Source organism: Streptomyces sp. NPDC051310, assembly GCF_044455245.1.
Lineage (GTDB): Bacteria > Actinomycetota > Actinomycetes > Streptomycetales > Streptomycetaceae > Streptomyces.
The window spans coordinates 158,239-180,822 of record NZ_JBITEO010000011.1; the positions used below are offsets into that span (position 1 = coordinate 158,239).

Genomic DNA, 22,584 nt, shown 5'->3' on the forward strand with positions numbered 1-22,584 from the left:
TCTAACATATGCGGAGTGCCGCGCTCATCTGCAACACCCCCCGTCCCACCCGTGAGTGCGCTGCTGCGCCGCTACGACGGGCCCGGCGAGCCGCTCTCCTGCGTCCCGGTGACCCAGGGCCTGCTGAACCGCGGCTACCGCCTCGCCACCACCCGCGGCGCGTACTTCCTGAAACAGCACCTGGACGCCCCCACCGCCGACCGGGCCACCATCGTCCGCCAGCACCGCGCCACCCAGCGGCTGCACCAGCTCGGCGTCCCGGTGGCCCCGCCGCTGCCCGACGCCGGGGGCGACACCGTCGTGGAGATCGACGGCCGGTGCTACGCCCTGCACCCCTGGGTCGAGGGCCGCCACCGGGGCGGCGACCAGCTGACGACGGCCGGCTCCCGGCGCCTCGGCGCCCTCCTCGGGCTCGTCCACACCTGCCTGGAGCAGGTCATGGAGCCGCACACCGACCGCGGGCACCGCAGCGCCGACCCGGAGGAGACCCTCCGGCTCATCGACCAGTTGCTGGCCCTCTCCCGCGACCGCCGGCCCCGCGACGCCTTCGACGAACTCGCCGAACACCGGCTGCTGGAGCGCCGCCGGCTCCTCGCCGACCACGCGCACCGCCGCCCCCCGCGGGCCGGCGCCGGCGGCTGGGTACACGGGGACTTCCACCCGCTGAACCTGCTCTACCGGGGCGCCGAGCCCGCCGCGATCATCGACTGGGACCGGCTGGGCGTGCAGCCGCGGGCCGAGGAAGCCGTGCGCGCGGCCGTCATCTTCTTCGTACGCCCGGCCGGGGAGCTGGAGCTGGCGAAGGTGCGGGCGTACGCGCGGGCGTACCGGCGGGCGGCCGGGGCGGACGCGGCCGAACTGGCGGCAGCGGTGCACCGGGTGTGGTGGGAGCGGCTGAACGACTTCTGGATACTGCGCTGGCGCTACCAGCTGCACGACGGCAGGGCCGACCCGCAGTTCCCTGCGGTGTCGGCCCTGGCGGTGTGGTGGACGCGGGAGTACGAGGCGGTCCGCGACGCCTTCACCGGCTGACGCGGCACGCCTCCCGACCGGGGGATCCGGCCGGGGTCTTCCTCCGTCACGAGCCCGGCGGGATCCCGGCGGGAGGCCCTACGCGCCGCCCCCCTGCGAGGTACCGCTGATGGTCCCCTGGCTGGTGCCCTCGGTCGTGCTGCCCACGGAGCCGCCGCCCTCGGTCGACCCCTCGGTGCCGCCCTCGGTCGTGCCGCCCTCCGTGGTGTTGCCCTCGGTGGTGTTGCCCTCGGTCGACCCCTCGGTGCCGCCCTCGGTGGTGTTGCCCTCGGTGGTGTTGCCCTCGGTGGTCCCGTCCGTGCTGCCGTCGGTGGTGCCCGGGGAGGGCGTGTCACCGGACGGGGACGGCTGGTCCGGCGACGGCTGCGTCGGCGGCTTCTGCGAGGGCCAGTTGTTGTCCCAGTTGTTCCCGCCGCCCGTCGAGCTGTCCGGCTCCTGGGTCGATTCCGACGGCTTGTCGCTCGGCGTCGGGCTCGTGTCCTCGCCGGGCGTGGACGGCGCGGTGCTCTTCGGCGGCTGCTGCTTCTGGTCGTTCTTGCCGTTGCCGGCCTTGTCGAAGGCGTACACGGCTCCGGCCACGATCGCGATCAGCGCGAAGGCGACGAACAGCCACAGCTTGCCGCGGCCGCCGCCGCTGCCGCCGTGCCCGCCGTCGTACGCGTACGCGCCGTCGTTCGGGTTGGCCGGCGGCAGGATCGCGCCCTGCGACGTGTCGCCGTGCGGCGGGTGGCCCATCGCGGTCGTCGCGGCGACGCCGCCGACCGCGGCGAGGCCGCCCTCGTGCATCTCGACGGGGCCGGTGTTCCAGGTGCCGGTGTGGCTGCCCTGCTGCTGGAGCATCTGCAGCCCGTACTGCACCAGCCCGCGCATCTCCTCGGCGCTCTGGAACCGGTCGTCCGGGTCCTTGGCGAGGGCGCGCATGGCGAGGCCGTCGAGCTCCGGCGGCGCGACGTCGGAGACCTCCGACGGCGGCACCGGCATGTCCTGCACGTGCTGGTACACCACGGACAACGGTGTCTCGCCGGTGAAGGGCGGGCGCAGCGCCAGCAGTTCGTACAGCAGGCAGCCGGTGGCGTACAGGTCGGAGCGGTGGTCGACCGCCTTGCCCAGCGCCTGCTCGGGCGAGAGGTACTGGGGGGTGCCCATGACCATGCCGGTCTGGGTCATCGTCGTGGACGCGCCGTGCAGGGCACGGGCGATGCCGAAGTCCATCACCTTCACGGCGCCGCTGTGGGTGATGATGACGTTCGCCGGCTTGATGTCGCGGTGCACGATGCCGTGCTGGTGCGAGTACGCGAGCGCCTCCAGCACACCGGAGACGATGATCAGCGCCTGCTCGGGCGGCGGCGCCTCCGCGTTGAGCAGCAGGTCACGGATGGTGCGACCCTCGACGAGCTCCATCACGATGTACGGCACCGACTGGCCGCCGACGACGTCCTCGCCGGAGTCGTACACGGCCACGATCGCGTGGTGGTTCAGCCCGGCCACCGACTGCGCCTCGCGGGTGAAGCGCGCCTTGGAGACGGGGTCCTCGGCGAGGTCCGCGCGCAGCAGCTTGACGGCGACCGTGCGCCCCAGGCGGACGTCCTCGGCGGCGAACACCTCGGCCATGCCGCCGCGGCCCAGGCGGTGGGTCAGCCGGTAGCGGCCGTCGCCGACCAGCCCGCCGACACCCCAGTCCGCGGCCTCGTCCTGCACCGTGCGGCCCGCCGGCGTGCCTCCGTCGCGCACGCCCTGCGTGTCGCGTGCGTCCTGGCCGCCCTGTGCATCCCGCGCATCCCGCGTGTCGCGGCCGTCCGGCACTCCGCCGCCATCCGACACTCCTCCGCCGCCGCCTGCTTCGGATCCGGGTGCCATCAGTCCTCGCCGTCGTATCTGTGCCCGCGTGCTGGGTGCGCCTGCGGTGTGCCGCCGTGTTCTCAAGGGGTACTACGCCCAGTCACGCTACAGCCTCCGCGCGCCGGGCCGGTCGGGATGGACCGGCCATCCAATCGCTTCCACGTACACCTGTGCAAATTCCATGCCGGGCGTGTAACGCTTCCGAGACGCTTCTTGTGCGTACGGTCACGGAACGGGCACCCGGCTTGACGTGTCCCGGCCCTCGGGCAGACTGGGCCCGTAAAACCGGATCACCGCGGCCACGCGCGCGCACGGGGGAGCAAGACGATGAGCCAGGACGGCGCACAGGGCCGCTATGCGGGCGGTTCGGTAGCGGGCGGCCGGTACCAGCTTCGCGATCTGCTCGGCGAAGGCGGCATGGCGTCCGTATATCTGGCGTACGACACGGCACTGGACCGCCAGGTCGCCATCAAGACGCTCCACACGGAGCTCGGGCGCGAGCAGTCCTTCCGCGAGCGCTTCCGGCGCGAGGCGCAGGCCGTCGCCAAGCTGCAGCACACCAACATCGTCTCGGTGTTCGACACGGGCGAGGACGAGCTGGACGGCTCCCTCATGCCGTACATCGTCATGGAGTACGTGGAGGGCCAGCCCCTCGGCTCCGTCCTGCAGGCGGACATCCAGCAGTACGGCGCGATGCCGGCCGACAAGGCGCTCAAGGTGACGGCCGACGTCCTGGCCGCCCTGGAGACCAGCCACGAGATGGGCCTGGTCCACCGGGACATCAAGCCCGGCAACGTGATGATGACCAAGCGCGGCGTGGTCAAGGTGATGGACTTCGGCATCGCGCGCGCCATGCAGTCGGGCGTCACGTCGATGACGCAGACCGGCATGGTCGTCGGCACCCCGCAGTACCTGTCGCCGGAGCAGGCCCTGGGGCGCGGCGTCGACGCGCGCTCGGACCTGTACTCGGTCGGCATCATGCTCTTCCAGCTGCTGACCGGCCGCATCCCGTTCGACGCGGACTCGCCGCTGGCCATCGCGTACGCCCACGTACAGGAGGAGCCGGTCGCGCCGTCCACCATCAACCGGTCCATCACACCGGCGATGGACGCGCTGGTCGCGCGGGCGCTGAAGAAGAACCCGAACGAGCGCTTCCCGAGCGCGGCGGCCATGCGCGACGAGTGCCTGCGGCTGCTGTCGGCCGGTCACACCGGCGCGCCGGTGATCGTCGCGGGCAGCGGCCCGGGGAACAGCGGCTCGGCCGTCGGCTCTGCGGTCTTCCCGCCCGTCGACCACGCGACCCCGGCGCCGGGCCCGCACCACGTGCAGACCCCCTACCAGCCGACCCCGGCCCCCTACGGCCCGCCGACGCCGGCGCCCACCCCGAGCTACGGCTACCCGCAGCACACCCCGCCCCCCGGCCCGGTGACCGCGCCCACGCCGCCGTATCAGCCGACCCCGCCGCCCACGCCGTACACGCCCCGGCCGCAGGGCCCCGCCGCCACCGGCGGTGTGAAGGGGAACATGCCGGCGATCGTGAGCGCGATCGCCGTCACGCTCCTCGCCATCGGCGGTGTGATCGTGGCGATGAACGTCGGCGACGAGGACCCGGGCACCGAGGCGTCCACCGGCGGTACGAGCGAGTCGGTCGACCCGGACCACAAGGGGCCGAACCTCGGCGCGACGATCGACACGAAGAAGTGCACCGCGCCCCGCGAGGGCGACGACCCGGAGAAGTTCGAGGTGCCGGACTTCCGGTACAAGAACATCGAGTCGGTGAAGGCGTGCATCCAGGCGGCCGGCTGGAAGATCAAGAAGGAGACGCCGGTCAACGAGAACATCTACGGCGAGGGCACGATCCTCACCCAGTTCCCGACGGACGGCACGGAGATCTCCGCCGACGAGGCCGAGTTCACGCTCGAGGTCTCCACGGGCGACCCGGCCTCCTGACGGGGACCGCGGCGGCCGGCATCCGGCGACGGGACCCCGGCGCCGCGATCCGGCGACCGGCATCCCGCTACGGGACCGCGGCGGCCGGCATCCGGCCGGGGCGACCGGCATCCGGCGACAGGACCGCGGCGACAAGATCCGGCTTAAGCGTCCGGCGACGGGACCGCGGCGACGCATGGGCAGCGGGACACCTCCTCGCCACCCGAACGGGCCCGGTGCGCACCCGCGCTCCGGGCCCTTCGCCGCTGTCGAGATGCCGCAGCGTCGCGGTCATGTGACGCTGAGCGCGTTGTCACGGTGATGACCGTCGCAACGGCTACCTCGGCGGCTAGGCACGGGAGGGGGTCACGTGGTGACTCCAGGACTCGGCTCGCGACGGGCGCTCGCGCTCGCGCTCGGCTCGTTGATGTGGGCGGTGCCCGCGGGCGCGTACGCGGACGAGTCCCAGGCGCCCGCGCGGTCGGCCGGCCCCCGCGGCTCCACCCTGCCCGCCCGGCCGGTCCCGCGGACCGCCACCCCTGCGCCGAGCGCACCCGCCGCCCCTTCTCCGGGCCCTTCCGCTGCCGCTTCCGTCGCTCGTCCCGGTGGTCCCGGTGGCCCCGGTGGTGTTCCGGCCGGGGTGTCCGGCGGCGGGACGGGTGCCGTCGCCGGGGAGGGGGGCACGGGCGGTGGCTCCGGGGCGGTTCCCGGCCGCGATCCGGGCCGCCCGCCCGGTGGAGTGCCCGGCAAGGATTCGGGCGCGGCGTCGGCCCCGGTGCCCGGCCTGCCCGGAAAAACTCCCGGTCAGGTCCGGCCCGGCCTGGTGCCCGGCGGGGCCGAGGGGGCGCTGCTCCCCGGACGGGTGCCGGTTCCTCCGTCCCCGTCGCTCGCCGGGCGCCCCGCGGGGGCGGGCCGGGAGCGGCCGGGAAGACCGGTGCCGCCATCACCCTCGACGAGCCCGTCCGCCCCGGACTCCGGCACGAGTTCGTCCGCGGGCACGGACGCGGACGACCCCTCCCGTACCAAAACTGCAACAGCGCCGGACGCGTCCGGCGCGCAGGAGTCGTGGCCGGAGGGGGTACCGGAGGCGGACTCCCCAGGGGCCGCCGTCCCGTCCCGCACACCCCCCGCCGCCGCCTACGAGCCGGCGGCACGGGCCGCCGAGACCGCCGCTGACCGGCAGATTCCGGTGCTCACGCTCGGCGTGGGCCTCGCGATGATGGGGCTGGGGCTGGGCTTCCTCGGGCTGCGCATGCGCCGCCGCTGAACGCACCGCGACACGGCCGGATCCTTCTTGAGGGGGACGCCGCGCGTCCGTCCGAGGGCGGTTGCCCGCCTCGACATACTCGGTATACATACTCAGTATGTCGATCCGCCACGGGCTTCTGGCCCTGCTCGAACACGGCCCGCGCTACGGCTCGCAGCTCCGTACGGAGTTCGAGTCCCGCACCGGGTCCACCTGGCCGCTGAACGTCGGTCAGGTGTACACCACCCTCAGCCGTCTGGAGCGCGACGGCATGGTGGAGCAGAGCGGCGAGGACGACGCGGGCCATGCGCTCTACGCGATCACCGAGGCCGGCCGCGGCGAGCTGCGCACCTGGTTCGAGAAGCCGGTCGACCGCACCAGTCCGGCACGGGACGAGCTGGCCATCAAGCTGGCCATGGCCGTCGGCGCGCCCGGGGTGGACATCCGTGCCGTCATCCAGTCGCAGCGCCGCCACACCGTCAAGGCGATGCAGGACTACACCCGGCTCAAGGCCCAGGCGATCACCGCTCTGGAGAGCGGTGCCTCGCAGGAACGCGACGACGTGGCCTGGCTGCTGGTGCTGGAGCAGCTGATCTTCCAGACGGAGGCCGAGGCCCGGTGGCTCGACCACTGCGAGGCCCGGCTCATCCGGATCTCGGCCGCCGCCGGCGGGACGGCCGCGTCCTCCGCCGGCGGTACGGCCCCGGCCGTCACCGCGCGCGCCCCGGCCTCCTCGGCCGAGGGCGCGACCGGCCTGAGCCGCGGGCCGCGGCGCTGACCGACCCGCGGCCCCGACCGGGGCGGCCCTGACCGAAGCCGCTCCGACCACACCGTCGGCCGGACCCCCGCCCCGACCGACCCGACCATCCGTAGATCCGTTACGCACATCCGCTCCGTACGCCCGCACCTGTGTGCACGTACGCCCAAGGGGGGACCCTCCCATGCCAACATCCCAGCCCCACCCGTCACACCAGCCTCATCAGTCGCAGCAGGCACATCGCTCGCAGCAGCAGCCGGTGCTGAGCCTCCAGCAGCTCACGCGCGTCCACGGCACGGGTGCCACCGAGGTCCACGCCCTGCGCGGGATCGACCTGGACGTCTTCCCGGGCGAACTGGTCGCCGTCATGGGCCCCTCTGGCTCCGGCAAGTCGACGCTGCTGACCATCGCGGGCGGCCTCGACACCCCCACCTCCGGCCGGGTCGTCGTCGAGAACACCGACATCACCACCGCCGACCGCAAGACGCTCGCCGCGCTGCGCCGCCGCAGCATCGGCTACGTCTTCCAGGACTACAACCTCATCCCGGCGCTCACCGCCGCCGAGAACGTCGCCCTGCCGCGCGAGCTGGACGGCACCTCGGCCCGCAAGGCGCGCGCGGAAGCGCTCGCCGCGCTGGAGGAGATGGACCTCGGCCACCTCGCCGACCGGTTCCCCGACGAGATGTCCGGCGGTCAGCAGCAGCGTGTGGCGATCGCCCGTGCGCTGGTCGGCGACCGCAGGCTCGTCCTCGCCGACGAACCGACCGGCGCCCTGGACTCCGAGACCGGTGAGTCGGTGCTGGCCCTGCTGCGGTCCCGCTGCGACGCGGGCGCGGCCGGCGTCCTGGTCACCCACGAACCGCGCTTCGCCGCCTGGGCGGACCGCGTGGTGTTCCTGCGGGACGGCGCGGTCGTCGACCAGACCGTGCGCAGTGACGCCGACTCCCTGCTGACGGGGCAGGCGGCCGAGCGGTGACCAACTGGTTCCATTCATGGCGCGCGGCCGTGCGGATCGCCCGCCGCGACGCCTGGCGCTTCAAGGGGCGCAGCTTCCTCGTCCTGGCGATGATCGCTCTGCCGATCCTCGGCGTCAGCGCCGCCGACCTGACCGTGCGCTCCGCGGAGCTGTCCACCGAGGAGAACCTCGCCCGTACGCTGGGCGCCGCCGACGCCCGTCTGGCCGACGCCGGGTACGGCGGCGCGGCGGTGCACCAGAGCCCGAACGCCGAGACCTCCCCGCCGGTGGAGAACTACGACAACAAGCCCTTCCCCACGGGCAGGGCGGACATCGCCAAGGCCCTGCCGAAGAACGCCACGGTCCTGGAGGACTCCACCGGATACGGCAAGCTGCGCACCGCCCACGGTCTGCTGCACACCGAGATCCGCGAGCTCAAGACCACCGACCCGATGACGCACGGCATCATGGCCCTGCTCGAGGGACGCTTCCCGCAGAAGGCCGACGAGGTCGCCGCGAGCGCCCACTTCCTGGAGGTCAGCGGCCTGAAGGTGGGCTCGTCTCTCGCCGCGCGCGGCCTGGACCGCGAGTACCGGATCGTCGGCGCGTACGAGCTCCCCAACGACCTCAAGGCCGACCAGGTCAACGCCCTGCCGGGCGGGTTCCTGGACCCGCTGGGCAAGGCGCTCACGGCGGCCGGGATGCCCGAGCAGGACAAGAGCACCACGTACCTCGCACACGTTCCCGGTGGTTTCACGTGGAACATGGTCAAGGAGGCCAACACCAAGGGCGTGACCGTGGTGTCGCGCGCCGTCCTGCTGAACCCGCCCGCGAAGTCCGAGGTGCCGCTGTACCAGCGGGCGGACTACACCGACTACGGCCTCAGTGAGGGCGCCGAGGCCGCCGCTCTCGCGGCCGTCGGCACGGTCGTGGGCCTGGCGATGCTGGAGATCTGCCTGCTGGCCGGTCCCGCGTTCGCGGTCGGCGCCCGGCGCTCGCGCCGCCAGCTCGGGCTGGTGGGCGCCAACGGCGGCGACCGCCGCCACATCCGGGCGATCGTCCTGGCCGGCGGTCTGGTGATCGGTGCCGCGGCGGCCGTGGTCGGCACGGTGCTCGGCATCGTCCTCACCTTCGCGCTGCGACCGGTGCTGGAGGACTACATCGGCCAGCGCTTCGGCAGCTTCGACATCCGCCCGCTGGAGCTGTTGGGCATCGGGCTGCTGGCCGTGCTGACCGGCCTGCTCGCCGCGATCGTCCCGGCCGTCACCGCCTCCCGGCAGACCGTGCTGGCCTCGCTCACCGGGCGCCGCGGGGTGCGCCGGAGCAACCGCGTCCTGCCGATGATCGGTCTGGTCGCCGTGGTGCTGGGTGCGGCCATCGCCCTCTACGGGTCGGTCTTCTCCGACCAGTTCATCATCGTCGCGGGCGGCAGCGCCCTCGCCGAGCTGGGCGCGGTGGCGATGACCCCGGCCCTGGTGGGTCTGTTCGGGCGCGCCGGGCGCTGGCTGCCGCTGTCGCCGCGGCTGGCCCTGCGCGACGCGGTGCGCAACCGGGGCCGCACGGCTCCGGCGGTCGCCGCGGTGCTCGCCGCCGTCGCCGGCACGGTCGCCGTCGCGACGTACGCGGCGAGCGACGACGCCCAGGCGCGGGCGGCGTACGAGGCCCGGCTGCCCCACGGAGCGGTCTACGCGATGGTGACGGAAGGCGGCGGCCGGGACGTCCCGGCGGTGCGCGACGCCGTGCAGAAGAACCTGCCCGTCGAACTGCGGGCGGACGTGGACCGGATAGCCGTCGGCAAGCCCACCTGCGATCTGTACAGCGGCGGCGAGGGATGCGGCCGCCACGAGGTGGTCATCCCGAAGGCCAACGAGTGCCCCCTGTGGGCGACCACGCCGGACGGCTCCGACCCGGCCGAGAAGTTCAGCAAGGCCGAGCGCCGCAAGCTCGCGGAGGACTGGCGCTGCCAGGAAGGGCAGGGCATGTCCTTCACCGAGAGCGGGCTGGTCGTCGGTGATGCCAAGATCCTGAAGGTCCTGGGCATCGAGGACCCGGCGGCGGAGAAGGCCCTCAGGGACGGCAAGGTCGTCACCTTCTGGCGGCCGCTGCTGGACAAGGACGGCAGGATCTCGATCCGGCTCGTCACCGACACGGAGAAGGCCGACGCCGCCGCCAGCGAGGGCAAGGAGACCCCGGGCGAGGTCAAGACGCTTCCCGCGTACCAGGCGCCCGAGGGCACCAACGCGTACGGGCTGTCGGGCATCGTGCCGCCGGCCGCCGCCAAGGCGGCGGGCATGACCGCGGTCCCGCTGGGCGCGTACTACTCGACCGGCCGCATGCCGACCACCGAGCAGCGCCAGAAGCTCGACGACGAGCTGGCCAGGACGGGCGTCGGCATCGACCTCCACGTGGAGGAGGGCTTCGTCAGCGAGAACAGCATCGTGCTGCTGTCCCTGACCGTCTTCGCGGGTCTGATCACGATCGGCGCGGCCGGTATCGCGACCGGTCTCGCCCAGGCCGACGCCGAGGCCGATCTGAAGACGCTGGCCGCGGTGGGGGCACCCCCGCGGGTGCGCCGCACGCTCAGCGGGTTCCAGTGCGGGGTGGTGGCCGTGATGGGTGTGGTGCTGGGGTCCGCGGCGGGCGTCCTGCCCGCGATCGGGCTCCGGCTGACCGAGCGGCGTGAGCAGATGAAGTGGTACCAGGAAGCCCTGGACCAGGGGTACGGCGCGATGGGTGACGTCCCGCACGTCCCGATCATCGTCCCCTGGGGAACGCTGGCCGCCCTGCTGGTCGCCGTGCCGCTGGGTGCGGCGCTGCTGGCGGCGCTGGTCACCCGCTCCCGCGGGGCGCTGGCCCGCCGCGCGGCGACGTAAGCCGGACGGATGTACCCCTGGAGGAGGGTGGATCACCCTCCTCCAGGGGCAGACCGTGTGTTGACGCACCTGTACGAGAGAATGGGCGGCATGGAGATGCCGAGGAATGAACGGTCGCAGGAGAGCAACCCCCACATCCTCGTCGTGGGACAGGACGGGATGGCTCTCGGCGGCGGTGACGGTGACGACGAGTCGCGCGAGGTCCCGGTGACGGAAATGGTCGAACAGCCTGCGAAGGTCATGCGCATCGGAAGCATGATCAAGCAGCTTCTGGAAGAAGTGCGCGCGGCTCCTCTCGACGAGGCCAGCCGGGTCCGTCTCAAGGACATCCACGCCAGCTCGGTGAAGGAGCTGGAGGACGGTCTGGCGCCGGAACTCGTCGAGGAGCTGGAACGCCTCTCCCTGCCCTTCACGGACGAGGCCGTTCCTTCCGAGGCCGAACTGCGGATCGCACAGGCGCAGTTGGTGGGATGGCTGGAGGGGCTGTTCCACGGCATCCAGACCGCGCTGTTCGCCCAGCAGATGGCGGCCCGCGCGCAGCTGGAGCAGATGCGCCGCGCGCTTCCCGCCGCCGCGCACCACGACGACGAGGAGCACCCTCACGGCGCCATCCGCTCGGGCCCGTACCTGTAAGCCCGCACCGGACCGGCAGGCACCGACGCCGCGCCGGAACCGCCGCCGAGGCCCGGCGCCCGCACACGCGGGTGCCGGGCCTCCGGTCGTGCGGGGGTTTCCGGTCGTGCGGGGGTCAGGGCCTGACCAGCAGCATCTTGCCCACGTGCGTGCCGCTCTCCAGCGCGCGGTGCGCCTCCGCCGCCTCCGGGAGCGGGAACGTACTGTCCACCACCGGCCGTACCGTCCCCGCGGCGATCAGCGGCCAGACGTGCTCGCGGACCGCCGCCATGATCGCCGCCTTCTCCTCCAGCGGCCGCATCCGCAGCGACGTCGCCGTCACCGCCGCGCGCTTCGCCAGCAGGGCGCCGAGGTTCAGTTCGCCCTTCACCCCGCCCTGGAGGCCGATGACCGCGAGCCGCCCGTTCACCGCGAGGGCCTTGATGTTCCGGTCGAGGTACTTGGCGCCCATGATGTCGAGGATGACGTCCGCCCCGGCTCCGTCCGTCGCCTTCTTCAGCTCCTCGACGAAGTCCTGCTCCCGGTAGTCGATCAGGATGTCGGCGCCCAGCTCGGCGCAGCGCTCCAGCTTCTCGGGGCCGCCCGCCGTGACTGCGACCCGTGCGCCCACGGCCTTCCCCAGCTGGATGGCCATCGTGCCGATGCCGCTCGCGCCCCCGTGGACGAGCAGCGTCTCGCCCGGCCGCAGGTGCGCCACCATGAACACGTTCGACCACACCGTCGCGGTGACCTCGGGCAGCGCCGCCGCCGTGACCAGGTCGAGCCCCTGCGGCACGGGCAGCACCTGTCCCGCCGGCACGGCGACCTTCTCCGCGTATCCGCCGCCTCCCAGCAGCGCGCAGACCTCGTCCCCGACGGACCAGCCGACGACGCCCGGCCCGAGCGCCGCGACCCGGCCGGAGCATTCGAGGCCGGGGTACGGGGACGCCCCGGGCGGCGGGTCGTAGAAGCCCTGCCGCTGCAGCAGGTCGGCACGGTTGACCGCGCCGGCGGCCACCTCGATGAGGACCTCGCCCTCGGCCGGCACGGGATCGGGCACGTCGGCCCAGACGAGCGCCTCGGGTCCACCTGGTTCCGGAATCGTGATCGCATGCATGGCGGCGAGGCTACTCCGGCGACGTCCGCTCCGGACGTGCCGTCCGCAGGTCACTCCGGCGGCGAGCTCAGCGATGAGACCGGCTTGGCGCGGACGATCGTGATCAGCCGGTCGGTCAACTGCAGCGGACTGGCCGCCGGATCGTCGTACCCCAGCAGCCGGTGACCGCGCAGCACGCTCACCACCAGATCGTCGGTCTCCCGCACGCTCTTGCCCACCTCGGCCTTTATGACCGGCCGTTCGACCAGGTCGAGCCCGCTCCCCGACTGGATCAGGTCCTCCATCACCGTGCCCGCGCTCGGGCTCAGCACCGACAGCCCGAGCAGCCGGCCGGCCGCGCTCGCGCTCGTGATGACCGCGTCCGCGCCCGACTGCCGCAGCAGCGGGGCGTTCTCCTCCTCCCGCACCGTCGCGACGATCTTGGCCCCGCGGTTGAGCTGGCGCGCCGTCAGGGTGACCAGCACGGCCGTGTCGTCCCGCTGTGTCGCGATCACGATCTGGCGGGCCCGCTGCACCTCCGCCCGCAGCAGCACATCGCTGCGCGTGGCGTCGCCCACGACGCCGACGAGCCCGTCGCTGTTCGCCGCCTCGATGACCTTGTCGCTCGGGTCGACGACGACGATGCGCTCCTTCTTCAGGCCGGTCGCGCAGAGCGTCTCGACGGCCGAGCGGCCCTTCGTACCGAAACCGACGATGACGGTGTGGTCGCGCAAGGTGGACCTCCAGCGGTTCAGCCGCCACTCCTCACGGGTGCGCTCGGTGAGCACTTCCAGAGTGGTACCGACGAGAATGATCAGGAACAGCACGCGCAGCGGGGTCACCAGCAGCACGTTGACGAGCCGGGCGCTGTCGCTGTGCGGGACGATGTCGCCGTAGCCGGTGGTCGACAGCGTCACGGTGGCGTAGTAGATGGCGTCGAGGACATCGACGGCCCCGTCGGCGTTGTCGTGGTAGCCGGATCTGTCCACCACGACGATGAAGACGGTCAGGGCGAGGACGCACAGCGCCATCAGCAGCCGCTTGGCCACCTGTCGCAGAGGACTCTCCACGACCTGGCGCGGCATCTGCACCCGGGAGATGTCCAGGTGCTCCTCGGCGCGGCGGGCCATCGCGTCGTGGCCGGGAAGTTTCACGTGAAACACCCTTCGGTGGGCGACGGCCACGGCAGGCCGAGGATTTCCAGGACATCGTCGGCCCTGGCTCCGCCCGGAGGGACGACCGCCAGGCCATCGGCCTCGGCTATGCCGCGCAGCATGGCCGGCCCGTTGTAGTGCAGCGGCACCGCCCGGCCGGCCCGGTGCACCACCGGCACCAGTCGCGTGTCGTGCGGATGGCCGTGCACCTCGTCGCGCAGCGGGAGGCGGTACGGCTCCGCAACCGGCCGACGCCCGCAGAGGCCGCGCAGCAGCGGCTCGGCGAGGGTGAGCAGTCCGGAGACGGCCGCCAGCGGATTGCCGGGCAGGCCGACCAGATGGCGCTCGGGGGCGAGGCGTGCGAGCAGCATCGGGTGGCCCGGGCGCACCTTCACTCCATCGACGAGGAGCTCGGCGCCGGCCTTGCGCAGGACGGGGTGCACATGGTCGACCGGTCCCGCCGCCGTGCCGCCGGTGGTGATCACCAGGTCCGCCCGGGAGTCGGTGACGGCGGCGTACAGCGCGTCCGCGTCGTCCTCGATACGCCGGGTGACGGCGACGTCCGCGCCCAGGGCGGCCAGCCAGGGCCCGAGCAGCGGCCCGAGGGCGTCCCGGATCAGGCCGTCGCGCGGAAGGCCCGCCGTCAGCAGCTCGTCGCCGAGCACGAGGACGTCCACCCGCGGGCGTTCCACGGTCACCAGCTCGTCGTACCCGGCGGCCGCGGCGAGGCCGAGCACGGCCGGGGTGACGGGGCCGCCGGCCGGCAGCAGCTCGTCACCGGAGCGGCACTCCTGGCCCCGCGGCCGGATGTCCTGCCCCGGCAGCACCTCGCGCTCGGCGTGCAACCGCACGCCGCCGGCCGGAGCACGCGACGGCTCGGTGCCTGCGTGCTCGGTGCCTGTGTGTTCGGTACGTGTCTGCTCGGTGCCTGCGTGCTCGGTACGTGTCTGCTCGGTGCCTGCGCGTTCGGTACGTGTCTGCTCGGTACGCGCGGGGCGGGTGCGTGTCTGCTCGGTGCGGGCGTGCTCGGTGCGGATCACGGCGGTGGTCCCGGGCGGAACGCGGGCGCCGGTGGCGATCCGTACCGCCTCGCCGTCGGGCAGCTCGGCCGCCCGGGCGTGACCGGCCAGCACGGAGCCGCCCTCGGACACCATCCAGGGTCCGGGGCCGGCGACGGCCCAGCCGTCCATGGCGGAGGTGTCGAAGGACGGGAGGTCGGTGAGCGCGACGAGCGGCTCGGCCAGTACGCGGCCGAGGGCCTCCGTCAGGGGCACGCGCCGGGACCGCACCGGTCCTGTCCGGCCGGCCCGCGCCGCGAGGGCGCGGGCCTCGGCCCAGGGCGTGGCCCGGTGCCGCTCCTCGCCTCCGCGTCCTGGTGGTGTCATTCCCGGCCGGCCTCGTTCGCCCAGCGGTCCGCGAGCGCGGCGGCCTTGCGCGCCGCCTCGGCGACGGCTTCGGGGGCGTCGCCGCCGGCCTTGGCGGCCGCGTACCCGACCAGGAAGGTGGTGAGCGGCGCGGCGGGCCGGGCGACGCCGTGCGCGGCGTCCCGGGCGAGATCGAGCAGGACGCCGGTGTCGACGTCGAGTTCGATGCCGAGCTCGGCCTTGACTGCGGTGATCCATTCCTCCAGCACGTTCCCATGCTCCCTGATCCGGGCGCGTGCCGTGGAGAGGTCTTCCCAGGTGTCGCAGTCGAAGGAGGCGAGCGGTCCGAGGGGGAGCCGTGCGAGGTCGAGCTCCTGGACGAGCAGCCGGAGCGGCAATCCGGACAAGCTGCCGTATTCCGTTGCCAGCAGCGCGACTTCCCGCCGCAGCGGCTCGGTGCGATAGGCCGCGACGAGCGGCTGGTCGCGGCCCTCGTCGTCCACGGACAGCACACCTTCGCTGTCGCCGGCCTCCAGGGCACCGGTCAACTTCCGGACGCTGTCCTCATCCAGGAACGGCAAATCGCCGCTGAGGACGAGCACGCGGCCGGCCTCCACGTGCCGCAGTCCGGCCGCGAGCGCGGCCACCGGCCCGCCTCCGGGAGGTTCCTCCCGCGCCCACACCACGGGCCGCACGGTGGGGCGCCGGTCCCCGACCACCACGACGCGGGTGGCTTCCCGGCAGGCGGCGAGGACGCGGTCGAGCAGGGCGCGCCCGCCCACGCTCAGCCCGGGCTTGTCCGCCCCGCCGAGCCGCTTGGCGGCTCCCCCGGCGAGCACGACGACGTCAGTTCGGGTCACGCGACCAGTATCCCGAACCCCGCCGGAGCCCCGGTCCCCGGGGGATCACCCCGGGGAGCGGGACCTCAGAGGGTGCGCAGCAGCACCGCCGGAGACTCCACGCAGTCCGCCACGTACCGGAGGAATCCGCCTGCCGTGCCTCCGTCGCAGACCCGGTGGTCGAAGGTGAGCGAGAGCTGCACGACCTGGCGGACGGCGAGTTCGCCCTGGTGCACCCACGGCTTGGGGATGATCCGGCCCACACCCAGCATGGCCGCCTCGGGGTGGTTGATGATGGGCGTCGAGCCGTCGACCCCGAACACCCCGTAGTTGTTCAGGGTGAACGTGCCGCCCGTGAGGTCCGCCGGGGTGAGCGTCCCGGCCCGTGCCACCTCCGTCAGGCGGGCGAACTCCGCCGTCAGCGACTCCGCCGTGCGGCGGTGGGCGTCGCGGACGACGGGGACGACCAGGCCCCGGTCGGTCTGGGCCGCGAAGCCCAGATGCACCTCGGGGAGCCGCACGATCTCCCGTGCCTCGGTGTCGACCGTGGCGTTGAGCTCCGGGTAGCGGGCCAGCGCGGCCGTGCAGATACGCGCCAGGAGCGCCAGCAGGGAGATCTTCGGCCCTCCGGCCGCGTTCATCGCGGTCCGCGCGGCCATGAGGTCGGTCGCGTCGGCGTCGACCCAGCAGGTGGCCTCGGGGATCTCACGTCGGCTGCGGGACATCTTGTCGGCGACCGCGCCGCGCACGCCGCGCAGCGGCACCCGCTCCGCGACCGCGGCCGCGGCGGCGAGGGCGGTGGGAGCGGGAGCGGAGGCCGGGGCGGCGGCCGGCTGCGCCGGCGCGGCGATCGCGCGCTCGACATCGGCGCGCAGGATCAGCCCGTCGGGGCCGGAGCCGCGCAGCGCACGCAGGTCGATGCCCTGCTCCCGGGCCAGCTTCCGCACGAGCGGTGAGATCACCGGCACGGGCCCGTCCCCGGGCACCGTCGCCGGAGCCGGTACGGCGGTGGCGGCAGCGGTGGCGCCGGGCGCGCTCGCGGCCGGAGCGGCGGGCGCCGTTCGGGCGTCCACCCGCGCGGAGCCGGACGGAGCGGCAGCGGCCGCCGCCCTTACCCGGCGCCTGCGAGCCACCGGCGCCCCCGTCCCGTACCCGACGAGGACGTTCCCGGACGTCTCCTGCGCGGCGGCGGCCGCGGAGGCCGGCGATCCGGAGGCGTTCGAGGATCCCTGGGCCGCGGATCCGGGGGAGGCGGGCCGGGCCTGGCCGTCCGGGGAGGAGTCCGGCGGCACCGACGTCGCGCCGACGGCCACCGTCAGCAGCGGCGCCCCGACCGGCAGCTCCGTCCCCTCCTCACCGAACCGTGCGGTCACCACACCCCCGTAAGGGCACGGCACCTCCACCATCGCCTTGGCCGTCTCCACCTCGACGACCGGCTGGTCTATGGCGACGACGTCGCCGACGTCCACCAGCCAGCGCACGATCTCCGCCTCGGTGAGGCCCTCGCCGAGGTCGGGCAGTTTGAACTCCAGCACCTGGGCCATCAGCTGTCCGCCTCCCACTGCAGTCGCGCCACCGCGTCAAGGATCCGGTCCACACCGGGCAGGTGGTGCCGCTCCAGCATCGGCGGCGGATAGGGGATGTCGAACCCGGCCACGCGCAGCACCGGCGCCTCCAGGTGGTGGAAGCACCGCTCCGTGACACGAGCGGCGATCTCCCCGCCCGGTCCGCCGAAGCCGTTGGACTCGTGCACCACGACCGCCCGGCCGGTGCGCCGTACGGACGCACACACGGTCTCGTCGTCGAACGGCACCAGCGAGCGCAGGTCGACGACCTCCAGGTCCCAGCCCTCGGCCTGGGCCGCCTCGGCGGCCTCCAGGCAGACCGGCACGGAAGGCCCGTAGGTGATGAGCGTCGCGCTGCGACCGGTGCGCCGCACCACCGCGCGGCCGATCGGCTCCACCTGCGCCGGCGCCTCCGGCGACCAGTCGGACTTCGACCAGTAGAGGCGCTTCGGCTCCAGGAAGACGACGGGGTCGTCGGAGGCGATCGCCGCCCGCAGCAGCCCGTACGCGTCGGCGACCGTGGCGGGCGTGACGACATGGAGCCCCGGAGTCGCCATGTAGTACGCCTCGGACGAGTCGCTGTGGTGCTCGACGCCGCCGATACCGCCGCCGTACGGCACGCGCACCACGATCGGGAGCGGCATCGCGCCCCGCGTCCGGTTGCGCATCCGCGCGACATGACTGATCAACTGCTCGAACGCCGGGTAGGCAAAGGCGTCGAACTGCATCTCGACGACCGGCCGCAGCCCGTACATCGCCATGCCGACCGCCGTGCCGAGGATGCCCGCCTCGGCGAGCGGGGTGTCCGTGCAGCGGTCCTCGCCGAACTCCTTGGCGAGCCCGTCCGTCACCCGGAAGACGCCGCCGAGCGTGCCGACGTCCTCCCCCATGACGTGGACCGACGGGTCCTCGGCCATCGCGTCGCGCATCGCGCGCTGGAGGGCCTGCGCCATGGTGGCGGGCTTGGCCGCCGCCCTGGCCGCGGACGTGGTTGCCACGGTCGTCATCACGCCTCACCTTCGGCGTCGAGCTCGGCACGCAACTGCGCGGCCTGCTCCCGCAGTTGTGCCGTCTGCTCGGCGAAGACGTGCGCGAACAGGTCCATGGGTTCGAGCTCCGCGTCGGCGTTCATCCGCTCGCGCAGCCGCGCCGCCATCGCCTCGGCGTCCTCGGCCGCCTGCCGTATCCCCTCCTCGTCGAGGAGGCCCCTTTCCGTCAACTCCTGCTCCAGCAGCCTGATCGGATCGTGCGCGCGCCACGCCTCGACCTCGCCGTCACCTCGGTAGCGGGTGGCGTCGTCGGCGTTGGTGTGGGCGTCGATGCGGTACGTGATGGCCTCCACGAGGGTGGGGCCGCCGCCGCGCCGGGCGCGGGCCACCGCCTCGGAGAGGACCTGGTGCACCGCGGCCGCGTCGTTGCCGTCGACGAGCCGGCCCGGCATGCCGTAACCGACGGCCTTGTGGGCCAGCGAGGGCGCGGCCGTCTGCTTGGCGAGCGGGACGGAGATGGCGAAGCCGTTGTTCTGTACGAGGAAGACGACGGGTGCCTGCCAGACCGCGGCGAAGTTCAGCGCCTCGTGGAAGTCGCCCTCACTGGTGCCGCCGTCGCCGACCATGGCGAGGGCCACCACGTCGTCGCCCTTCAGGCGCGCGGCGTGGGCCAGTCCCACGGCGTGCGGGAGCTGGGTGGCGAGCGGGGTGGAGAGGGGCGCGATGCGGTGCTCACGCGGGTCGTACCCGGTGTGCCAGTCGCCGCGCAGGAGGGTCAGCGCCTGGACGGGGTCCAGGCCCCGCGCCACGGCGGCGAGCGTGTCGCGGTACGACGGGAAGAGCCAGTCCTGCTCCTCCAGCACGAGGGCGGCGGCGACCTCGCAGGCCTCCTGGCCGGTGGTCGACGGGTACACCGCGAGCCTGCCCTGCTTGGTGAGGGCCGTCGCCTGCGCGTTGTACCGGCGGCCGCGCACCAGCTCGGCGTAGAGCCGGCGCAGCAGCTCGGGGGCGAAGCCGGTCGCGGCGTCCGTACCGAGCACCCGGTACGGCTCGGGGTCCGGGAGCAGCGGTGCGGGATCGGTGCGCGGCTTCCACGCCGGGGGCGGGGTGGGCCGGTAAGGGGCGGCACCGGGCAGCTCTTGGACCGTCATGACAGCACCTCCTCGTGGGAGCGGGCATAAGACCCGAAGGGGGGCACGACTGTGACGCGCCTCACCTACCGATTGTTCGGTCGTGGCGGCATTTTGGCTACAGGCGCCTTCAGCCTGTGGACAAACGGTTCTCCACAGCCTGGGATGGAGGCAGGTCGTCCATGCGAGAGAGGCGGGGGGACATGGCAGCTGAACAAATGGCCGACGGCAGGGAGCTCAGGCCGACGGGTGGCGAGCCCGAACACGCGCCGCGGCCGCTCGACGCGATCGACCGCGACATCCTCCGGATCCTCCAAACGGATGGCCGGGCCTCGATACGCTCCGTGGCCGAGCGGGTCCATGTGTCGCGCGCCAACGCCTACGCGCGGATCAACCGGCTCATCGAGGACGGCGTGATCCGCGGCTTCAGCGCACGGGTGAACCACGAGCGGGCCGGCCAGGGGGCCTCCGCCTACATCACGCTCAAGATCGTCCAGAACTCGTGGCGCACGGTCCGCGAGAAGCTCCAGGCGCTGCCGGGAGCGGCACACATCGCGCTGGTCAGCGGTGACTTCGACGTCCTGCTGCTGGTCCACACACCGGACAACCGCACCCTGCGCGAACTGGTCCTGACCAAGCTCCAGTCCATCCCGGAGGTGCTGTCGACGCGGACCCTGCTGGTCTTCGAGGAGACCGACCTGAACCGGCGGATCCTGACGGACGAGAGCTGACAGCAGCCCGCCGGCCCCTCCGGCGGCACGCTCGACGCGGACGGCGACGACGGGGAGCCGACGAGCGGAGACCGCCCGCCCGGAGCCGACGAGCGGAGACCGCCCGCCCGGAGCCGACGAGCGGGAGCCGACGGCCGGGAGCCGCCCCCGGGCGGACCGCTCGGCGGTACGACGGTGCGCGCCGGGCCTGCGCCACGCCATGACCAGGCAGGGAAGCACGACGAGGCGCGCCGGACGCCGCCCGGCGCGCCTCGTGGTGCGGTGCGGATCAGGAGCCGGTGCGCAGCCCGTCGAAAGCCAGGTGGACGACGGTGTCGACGAGCTGCTGCCGCTCGGAGCCGCCGCCCGGCTGCGGGCGGTACCACTCCACGAGCGAGTTGATCATGCCGAAGAGCAGCCGGGTGGCGAGCCGTATGTCCACGTCCGCGCGCAGGTCGCCGTCCGCGGCCGCGGCCTTGAGCAGCTCCGCGACGCGGTGGTCGAACTCGCGGCGCCGCTCCAGCGCCCACCGCTCGGTCGTCGTGTTGCCGCGCACCCGCAGCAGCAGGGTCACGTACGGCAGTTCGTCCATGAGCACCTCGACGGTGCGCCGGGTCACGTACTCGACCCGCTCGATGGCCCGCCCCCGCACGGCACCCGGCTCGTCGAGGACCGCGAAGAGCCCGTCGAGTGCCCGGCTGACCGCACGCCGCAGCAGCTCCTCCTTGCTCGTGACGTGGTGGTAGATCGAGGACTTGGAGATGCCGGCCGCCTTGGAGAGGTGCTCCATGGAGGTGCCGTCGTAGCCGCGCTCGTTGAAGACGCGGACGGCGACCGAGAGCAGCGTCTCGGGGGTGTAGGTGTCACGCTTGGCGGTGGTCATCGGCTGTCCTGGTCCTTCGTGGCGGCCCGCTCCTCGTGCTCCTTGCGCAGGACGCCGAGGCAGGGGGCGTAACGGCCGGTCGGGTAGCGCTCGTGCAGCGCGCCGAGCAGCTCCGCCACGTGCTCGTAGCCGAGCAGGGCGGCCCACTCGAAGGGTCCGGCCGGGTAGTTGACCCCCAGGCGCATCGCGGTGTCGATGTCCTCGGCGGAGGCGACGCCGCGGTCGACGGCGTCGACGGCGAGATCGACCAGCATCGCGACCGTGCGGGCGACGATCATGCCGGGCACGTCGCCGATCACCGTGACGTCCTTGCCCAGCGCCTGGAAGAGCCCGACGGCCTCCCGCAGCGTCTCCTCCGAGGTGGAGGGGGCGGTGGACAGGGCGATGCGGGTGGCGGTCGTGTAGTCGTGGGCGAGGTCGAAGTAGATGATCTCGTCGCCGTCGTACTCGAAGACGGTCTCGCCGTCGGCGAGGCCGACCTGTCCTCCGCCCGGGAGGACGAGGTGCTTGCCGTGCTTCCTGCGCCGGACCTTGATGCCGGCCTGCTCCATCATGGCGACGAGCGGTTCGGCGTGGCCCAGGTGGCCGTGGACGGTGACGGCTGCGGGTGCGGGTGCCGGGGCCTCGGTGCGCGGGGCGGGCCGCTCGCCGCCCTCGGCGTACGGGTACCAGCCCTGCCCCGCCTTGCGGCCGAGGCGCCCCGACTCGACCAGGCGGCGCTGGGCGAGGGACGGCGTGAACTTGGGGTCCTGGTAGAAGGACTCCCACACGGACCGGGTGACGGCCTCGTTGACGTCCTGCCCGATGAGGTCGGTCAGCTCGAAGGGGCCCATCCTGAAGCCGCCGCACTCGCGCAGGACCGCGTCGATGGTGGCCGGGTCGGCGGCCCGCTCCTCGTACAGGCGCAGCGCCTCGGCGTAGAAGGGGCGGGCGATGCGGTTGACGATGAAGCCGGGGGTGTCGGCGCAGCGCACCGGCGTCTTCCCCCAGGCCCCGGCCGTGTCGTACGCGCGCGTGGCCGCGGTGTCGTCGGTGGCGAAGCCGCTGACGATCTCGACGAGCGGGAGCAGCGGCGCGGGGTTGAAGAAGTGCATGCCCACGAAACGGCCCGGCAGGCGCAGCGCCCCCGCGATGGCGGTGACCGAGAGCGACGAGGTGTTGGTGGCGAGCAGGCAGTCGTCGGGGACGATCTTCTCCAGGGCGGTGAAGAGCTCCTGCTTGACCTCGAGCCGCTCGACGATCGCCTCGATCACGAGCGCGGCGTCGGCGAGGTCGTCGAGCGTGTCCGCCACGTGCAGCCGGCCGGCCGCCGCGTCGCGCTCGCCGGCGGTGAGACGGCCCTTTTCCGCCAGACGGTCCAGTCGTGCGGTGATGGCCGCGGCGGCCTGCGCGGCGCGGCCGGGACCTGCGTCGTGGAGGCGCACGGGGTGGCCGGCGACCAGCGCGACCTGGGCGATGCCCTGCCCCATGGTGCCGGTGCCGACGACCGCGACGGTGCGGCTGCGCTCGATGGCCATGTTGTCGGTCATGACAGTGATCCTCCCCGATGAGCTGTCCACAGGTTCGGGAGGCCCCCTTGTCCCGACCGATCGTTCGGTTACTCTAGCTCTG

At 73.3% G+C, this 22,584-nt stretch carries 18 protein-coding genes; 8 read left to right on the forward strand and 10 right to left on the reverse strand.

The features are described from left to right. Nucleotides 1-15 precede the first annotated feature (15 nt). Entirely contained in the window at nucleotides 16-1,032 is a 1,017-nt protein-coding gene (locus ACIA79_RS18350; protein ID WP_399429330.1) for a phosphotransferase, read from the forward strand. Between the two features lie 78 nt (nucleotides 1,033-1,110). Here ACIA79_RS18350 and ACIA79_RS18355 read toward each other — a convergent pair whose 3' ends face one another. After that, nucleotides 1,111-2,643: a protein kinase gene (locus ACIA79_RS18355; protein ID WP_399429424.1), complete on the reverse strand. Its 1,533-nt coding sequence runs from the start codon at nucleotides 2,641-2,643 to the stop codon at nucleotides 1,111-1,113. 555 nt (nucleotides 2,644-3,198) lie between these two features. Between ACIA79_RS18355 and ACIA79_RS18360 the strand changes: the two genes are divergently transcribed. The 6 genes from ACIA79_RS18360 (at nucleotide 3,199) to ACIA79_RS18385 (ending at nucleotide 11,264) form a co-directional block, all read left to right on the forward strand. Next, nucleotides 3,199-4,821: a protein kinase gene (locus ACIA79_RS18360; protein WP_399429331.1), complete on the forward strand. Its 1,623-nt coding sequence runs from the start codon at nucleotides 3,199-3,201 to the stop codon at nucleotides 4,819-4,821. 913 nt (nucleotides 4,822-5,734) lie between these two features. Beyond that, nucleotides 5,735-6,067, forward strand: a complete 333-nt coding sequence (locus ACIA79_RS18365) for a hypothetical protein (protein ID WP_399429332.1) — start codon at nucleotides 5,735-5,737, stop codon at nucleotides 6,065-6,067. A gap of 97 nt (nucleotides 6,068-6,164) precedes the next feature. Beyond that, entirely contained in the window at nucleotides 6,165-6,824 is a 660-nt protein-coding gene (locus tag ACIA79_RS18370; protein WP_399429333.1) for a PadR family transcriptional regulator, read from the forward strand. A gap of 163 nt (nucleotides 6,825-6,987) precedes the next feature. Further along, nucleotides 6,988-7,779 carry an ABC transporter ATP-binding protein gene (locus ACIA79_RS18375; protein WP_399429334.1) on the forward strand — a complete coding sequence of 264 codons (792 nt, stop codon included), beginning with the start codon at nucleotides 6,988-6,990 and terminating at the stop codon, nucleotides 7,777-7,779. Next, the gene (locus tag ACIA79_RS18380) at nucleotides 7,776-10,631 is read left to right on the forward strand and encodes an FtsX-like permease family protein (protein ID WP_399429336.1); all 2,856 of its coding nucleotides are present in this window, start codon (nucleotides 7,776-7,778) and stop codon (nucleotides 10,629-10,631) included. The genes ACIA79_RS18375 and ACIA79_RS18380 overlap by 4 nt, the downstream gene beginning before the upstream one ends. 90 nt (nucleotides 10,632-10,721) lie before the next feature. Further along, entirely contained in the window at nucleotides 10,722-11,264 is a 543-nt protein-coding gene (locus ACIA79_RS18385; RefSeq protein ID WP_399429337.1) for a bacterial proteasome activator family protein, read from the forward strand. 115 nt (nucleotides 11,265-11,379) lie between these two features. On the opposite strand, the gene ACIA79_RS18390 is transcribed toward ACIA79_RS18385, so the two are convergent. The 7 genes from ACIA79_RS18390 to pdhA all read right to left on the reverse strand — a co-directional run bounded on the left by ACIA79_RS18390 (nucleotide 11,380) and on the right by pdhA (nucleotide 19,401). After that, complete coding sequence (locus tag ACIA79_RS18390; protein ID WP_399429338.1) at nucleotides 11,380-12,360, reverse strand: NAD(P)H-quinone oxidoreductase; 981 nt, start codon at nucleotides 12,358-12,360, stop codon at nucleotides 11,380-11,382. A 50-nt stretch (nucleotides 12,361-12,410) separates the two neighbouring features. Beyond that, on the reverse strand, nucleotides 12,411-13,493 hold the full coding sequence (locus tag ACIA79_RS18395) for a potassium channel family protein (protein WP_399429339.1): 1,083 nt from the start codon (nucleotides 13,491-13,493) through the stop codon (nucleotides 12,411-12,413). Next, nucleotides 13,490-14,878 carry a molybdopterin molybdotransferase MoeA gene (locus ACIA79_RS18400; protein WP_399429340.1) on the reverse strand — a complete coding sequence of 463 codons (1,389 nt, stop codon included), beginning with the start codon at nucleotides 14,876-14,878 and terminating at the stop codon, nucleotides 13,490-13,492. The genes ACIA79_RS18395 and ACIA79_RS18400 overlap by 4 nt, the downstream gene beginning before the upstream one ends. Next, nucleotides 14,875-15,717, reverse strand: a complete 843-nt coding sequence (locus ACIA79_RS18405; protein WP_399429342.1) for an NTP transferase domain-containing protein — start codon at nucleotides 15,715-15,717, stop codon at nucleotides 14,875-14,877. The genes ACIA79_RS18400 and ACIA79_RS18405 overlap by 4 nt, the downstream gene beginning before the upstream one ends. 65 nt (nucleotides 15,718-15,782) lie before the next feature. Beyond that, the gene (locus tag ACIA79_RS18410) at nucleotides 15,783-17,240 is read right to left on the reverse strand and encodes a dihydrolipoamide acetyltransferase family protein (protein WP_399429343.1); all 1,458 of its coding nucleotides are present in this window, start codon (nucleotides 17,238-17,240) and stop codon (nucleotides 15,783-15,785) included. Beyond that, nucleotides 17,240-18,268: an alpha-ketoacid dehydrogenase subunit beta gene (locus ACIA79_RS18415; protein ID WP_399429344.1), complete on the reverse strand. Its 1,029-nt coding sequence runs from the start codon at nucleotides 18,266-18,268 to the stop codon at nucleotides 17,240-17,242. The genes ACIA79_RS18410 and ACIA79_RS18415 overlap by 1 nt, the downstream gene beginning before the upstream one ends. Next, nucleotides 18,268-19,401 (reverse strand): pyruvate dehydrogenase (acetyl-transferring) E1 component subunit alpha, encoded by a 1,134-nt coding sequence (gene pdhA / locus ACIA79_RS18420; RefSeq protein WP_399429346.1) that lies wholly within the window; start codon nucleotides 19,399-19,401, stop codon nucleotides 18,268-18,270. The genes ACIA79_RS18415 and pdhA overlap by 1 nt, the downstream gene beginning before the upstream one ends. Before the next feature lie 182 nt (nucleotides 19,402-19,583). Between pdhA and ACIA79_RS18425 the strand changes: the two genes are divergently transcribed. Further along, nucleotides 19,584-20,111: an Lrp/AsnC family transcriptional regulator gene (locus ACIA79_RS18425; protein ID WP_399429347.1), complete on the forward strand. Its 528-nt coding sequence runs from the start codon at nucleotides 19,584-19,586 to the stop codon at nucleotides 20,109-20,111. Nucleotides 20,112-20,379: 268 nt separating this feature from the next. Here ACIA79_RS18425 and ACIA79_RS18430 read toward each other — a convergent pair whose 3' ends face one another. Both ACIA79_RS18430 and ACIA79_RS18435 read right to left on the reverse strand, forming a co-directional pair. After that, the gene (locus tag ACIA79_RS18430; protein ID WP_399429348.1) at nucleotides 20,380-20,973 is read right to left on the reverse strand and encodes a TetR/AcrR family transcriptional regulator; all 594 of its coding nucleotides are present in this window, start codon (nucleotides 20,971-20,973) and stop codon (nucleotides 20,380-20,382) included. Continuing rightward, the gene (locus ACIA79_RS18435; RefSeq protein WP_399429349.1) at nucleotides 20,970-22,502 is read right to left on the reverse strand and encodes a 3-hydroxyacyl-CoA dehydrogenase; all 1,533 of its coding nucleotides are present in this window, start codon (nucleotides 22,500-22,502) and stop codon (nucleotides 20,970-20,972) included. The genes ACIA79_RS18430 and ACIA79_RS18435 overlap by 4 nt, the downstream gene beginning before the upstream one ends. Nucleotides 22,503-22,584 lie beyond the last annotated feature (82 nt).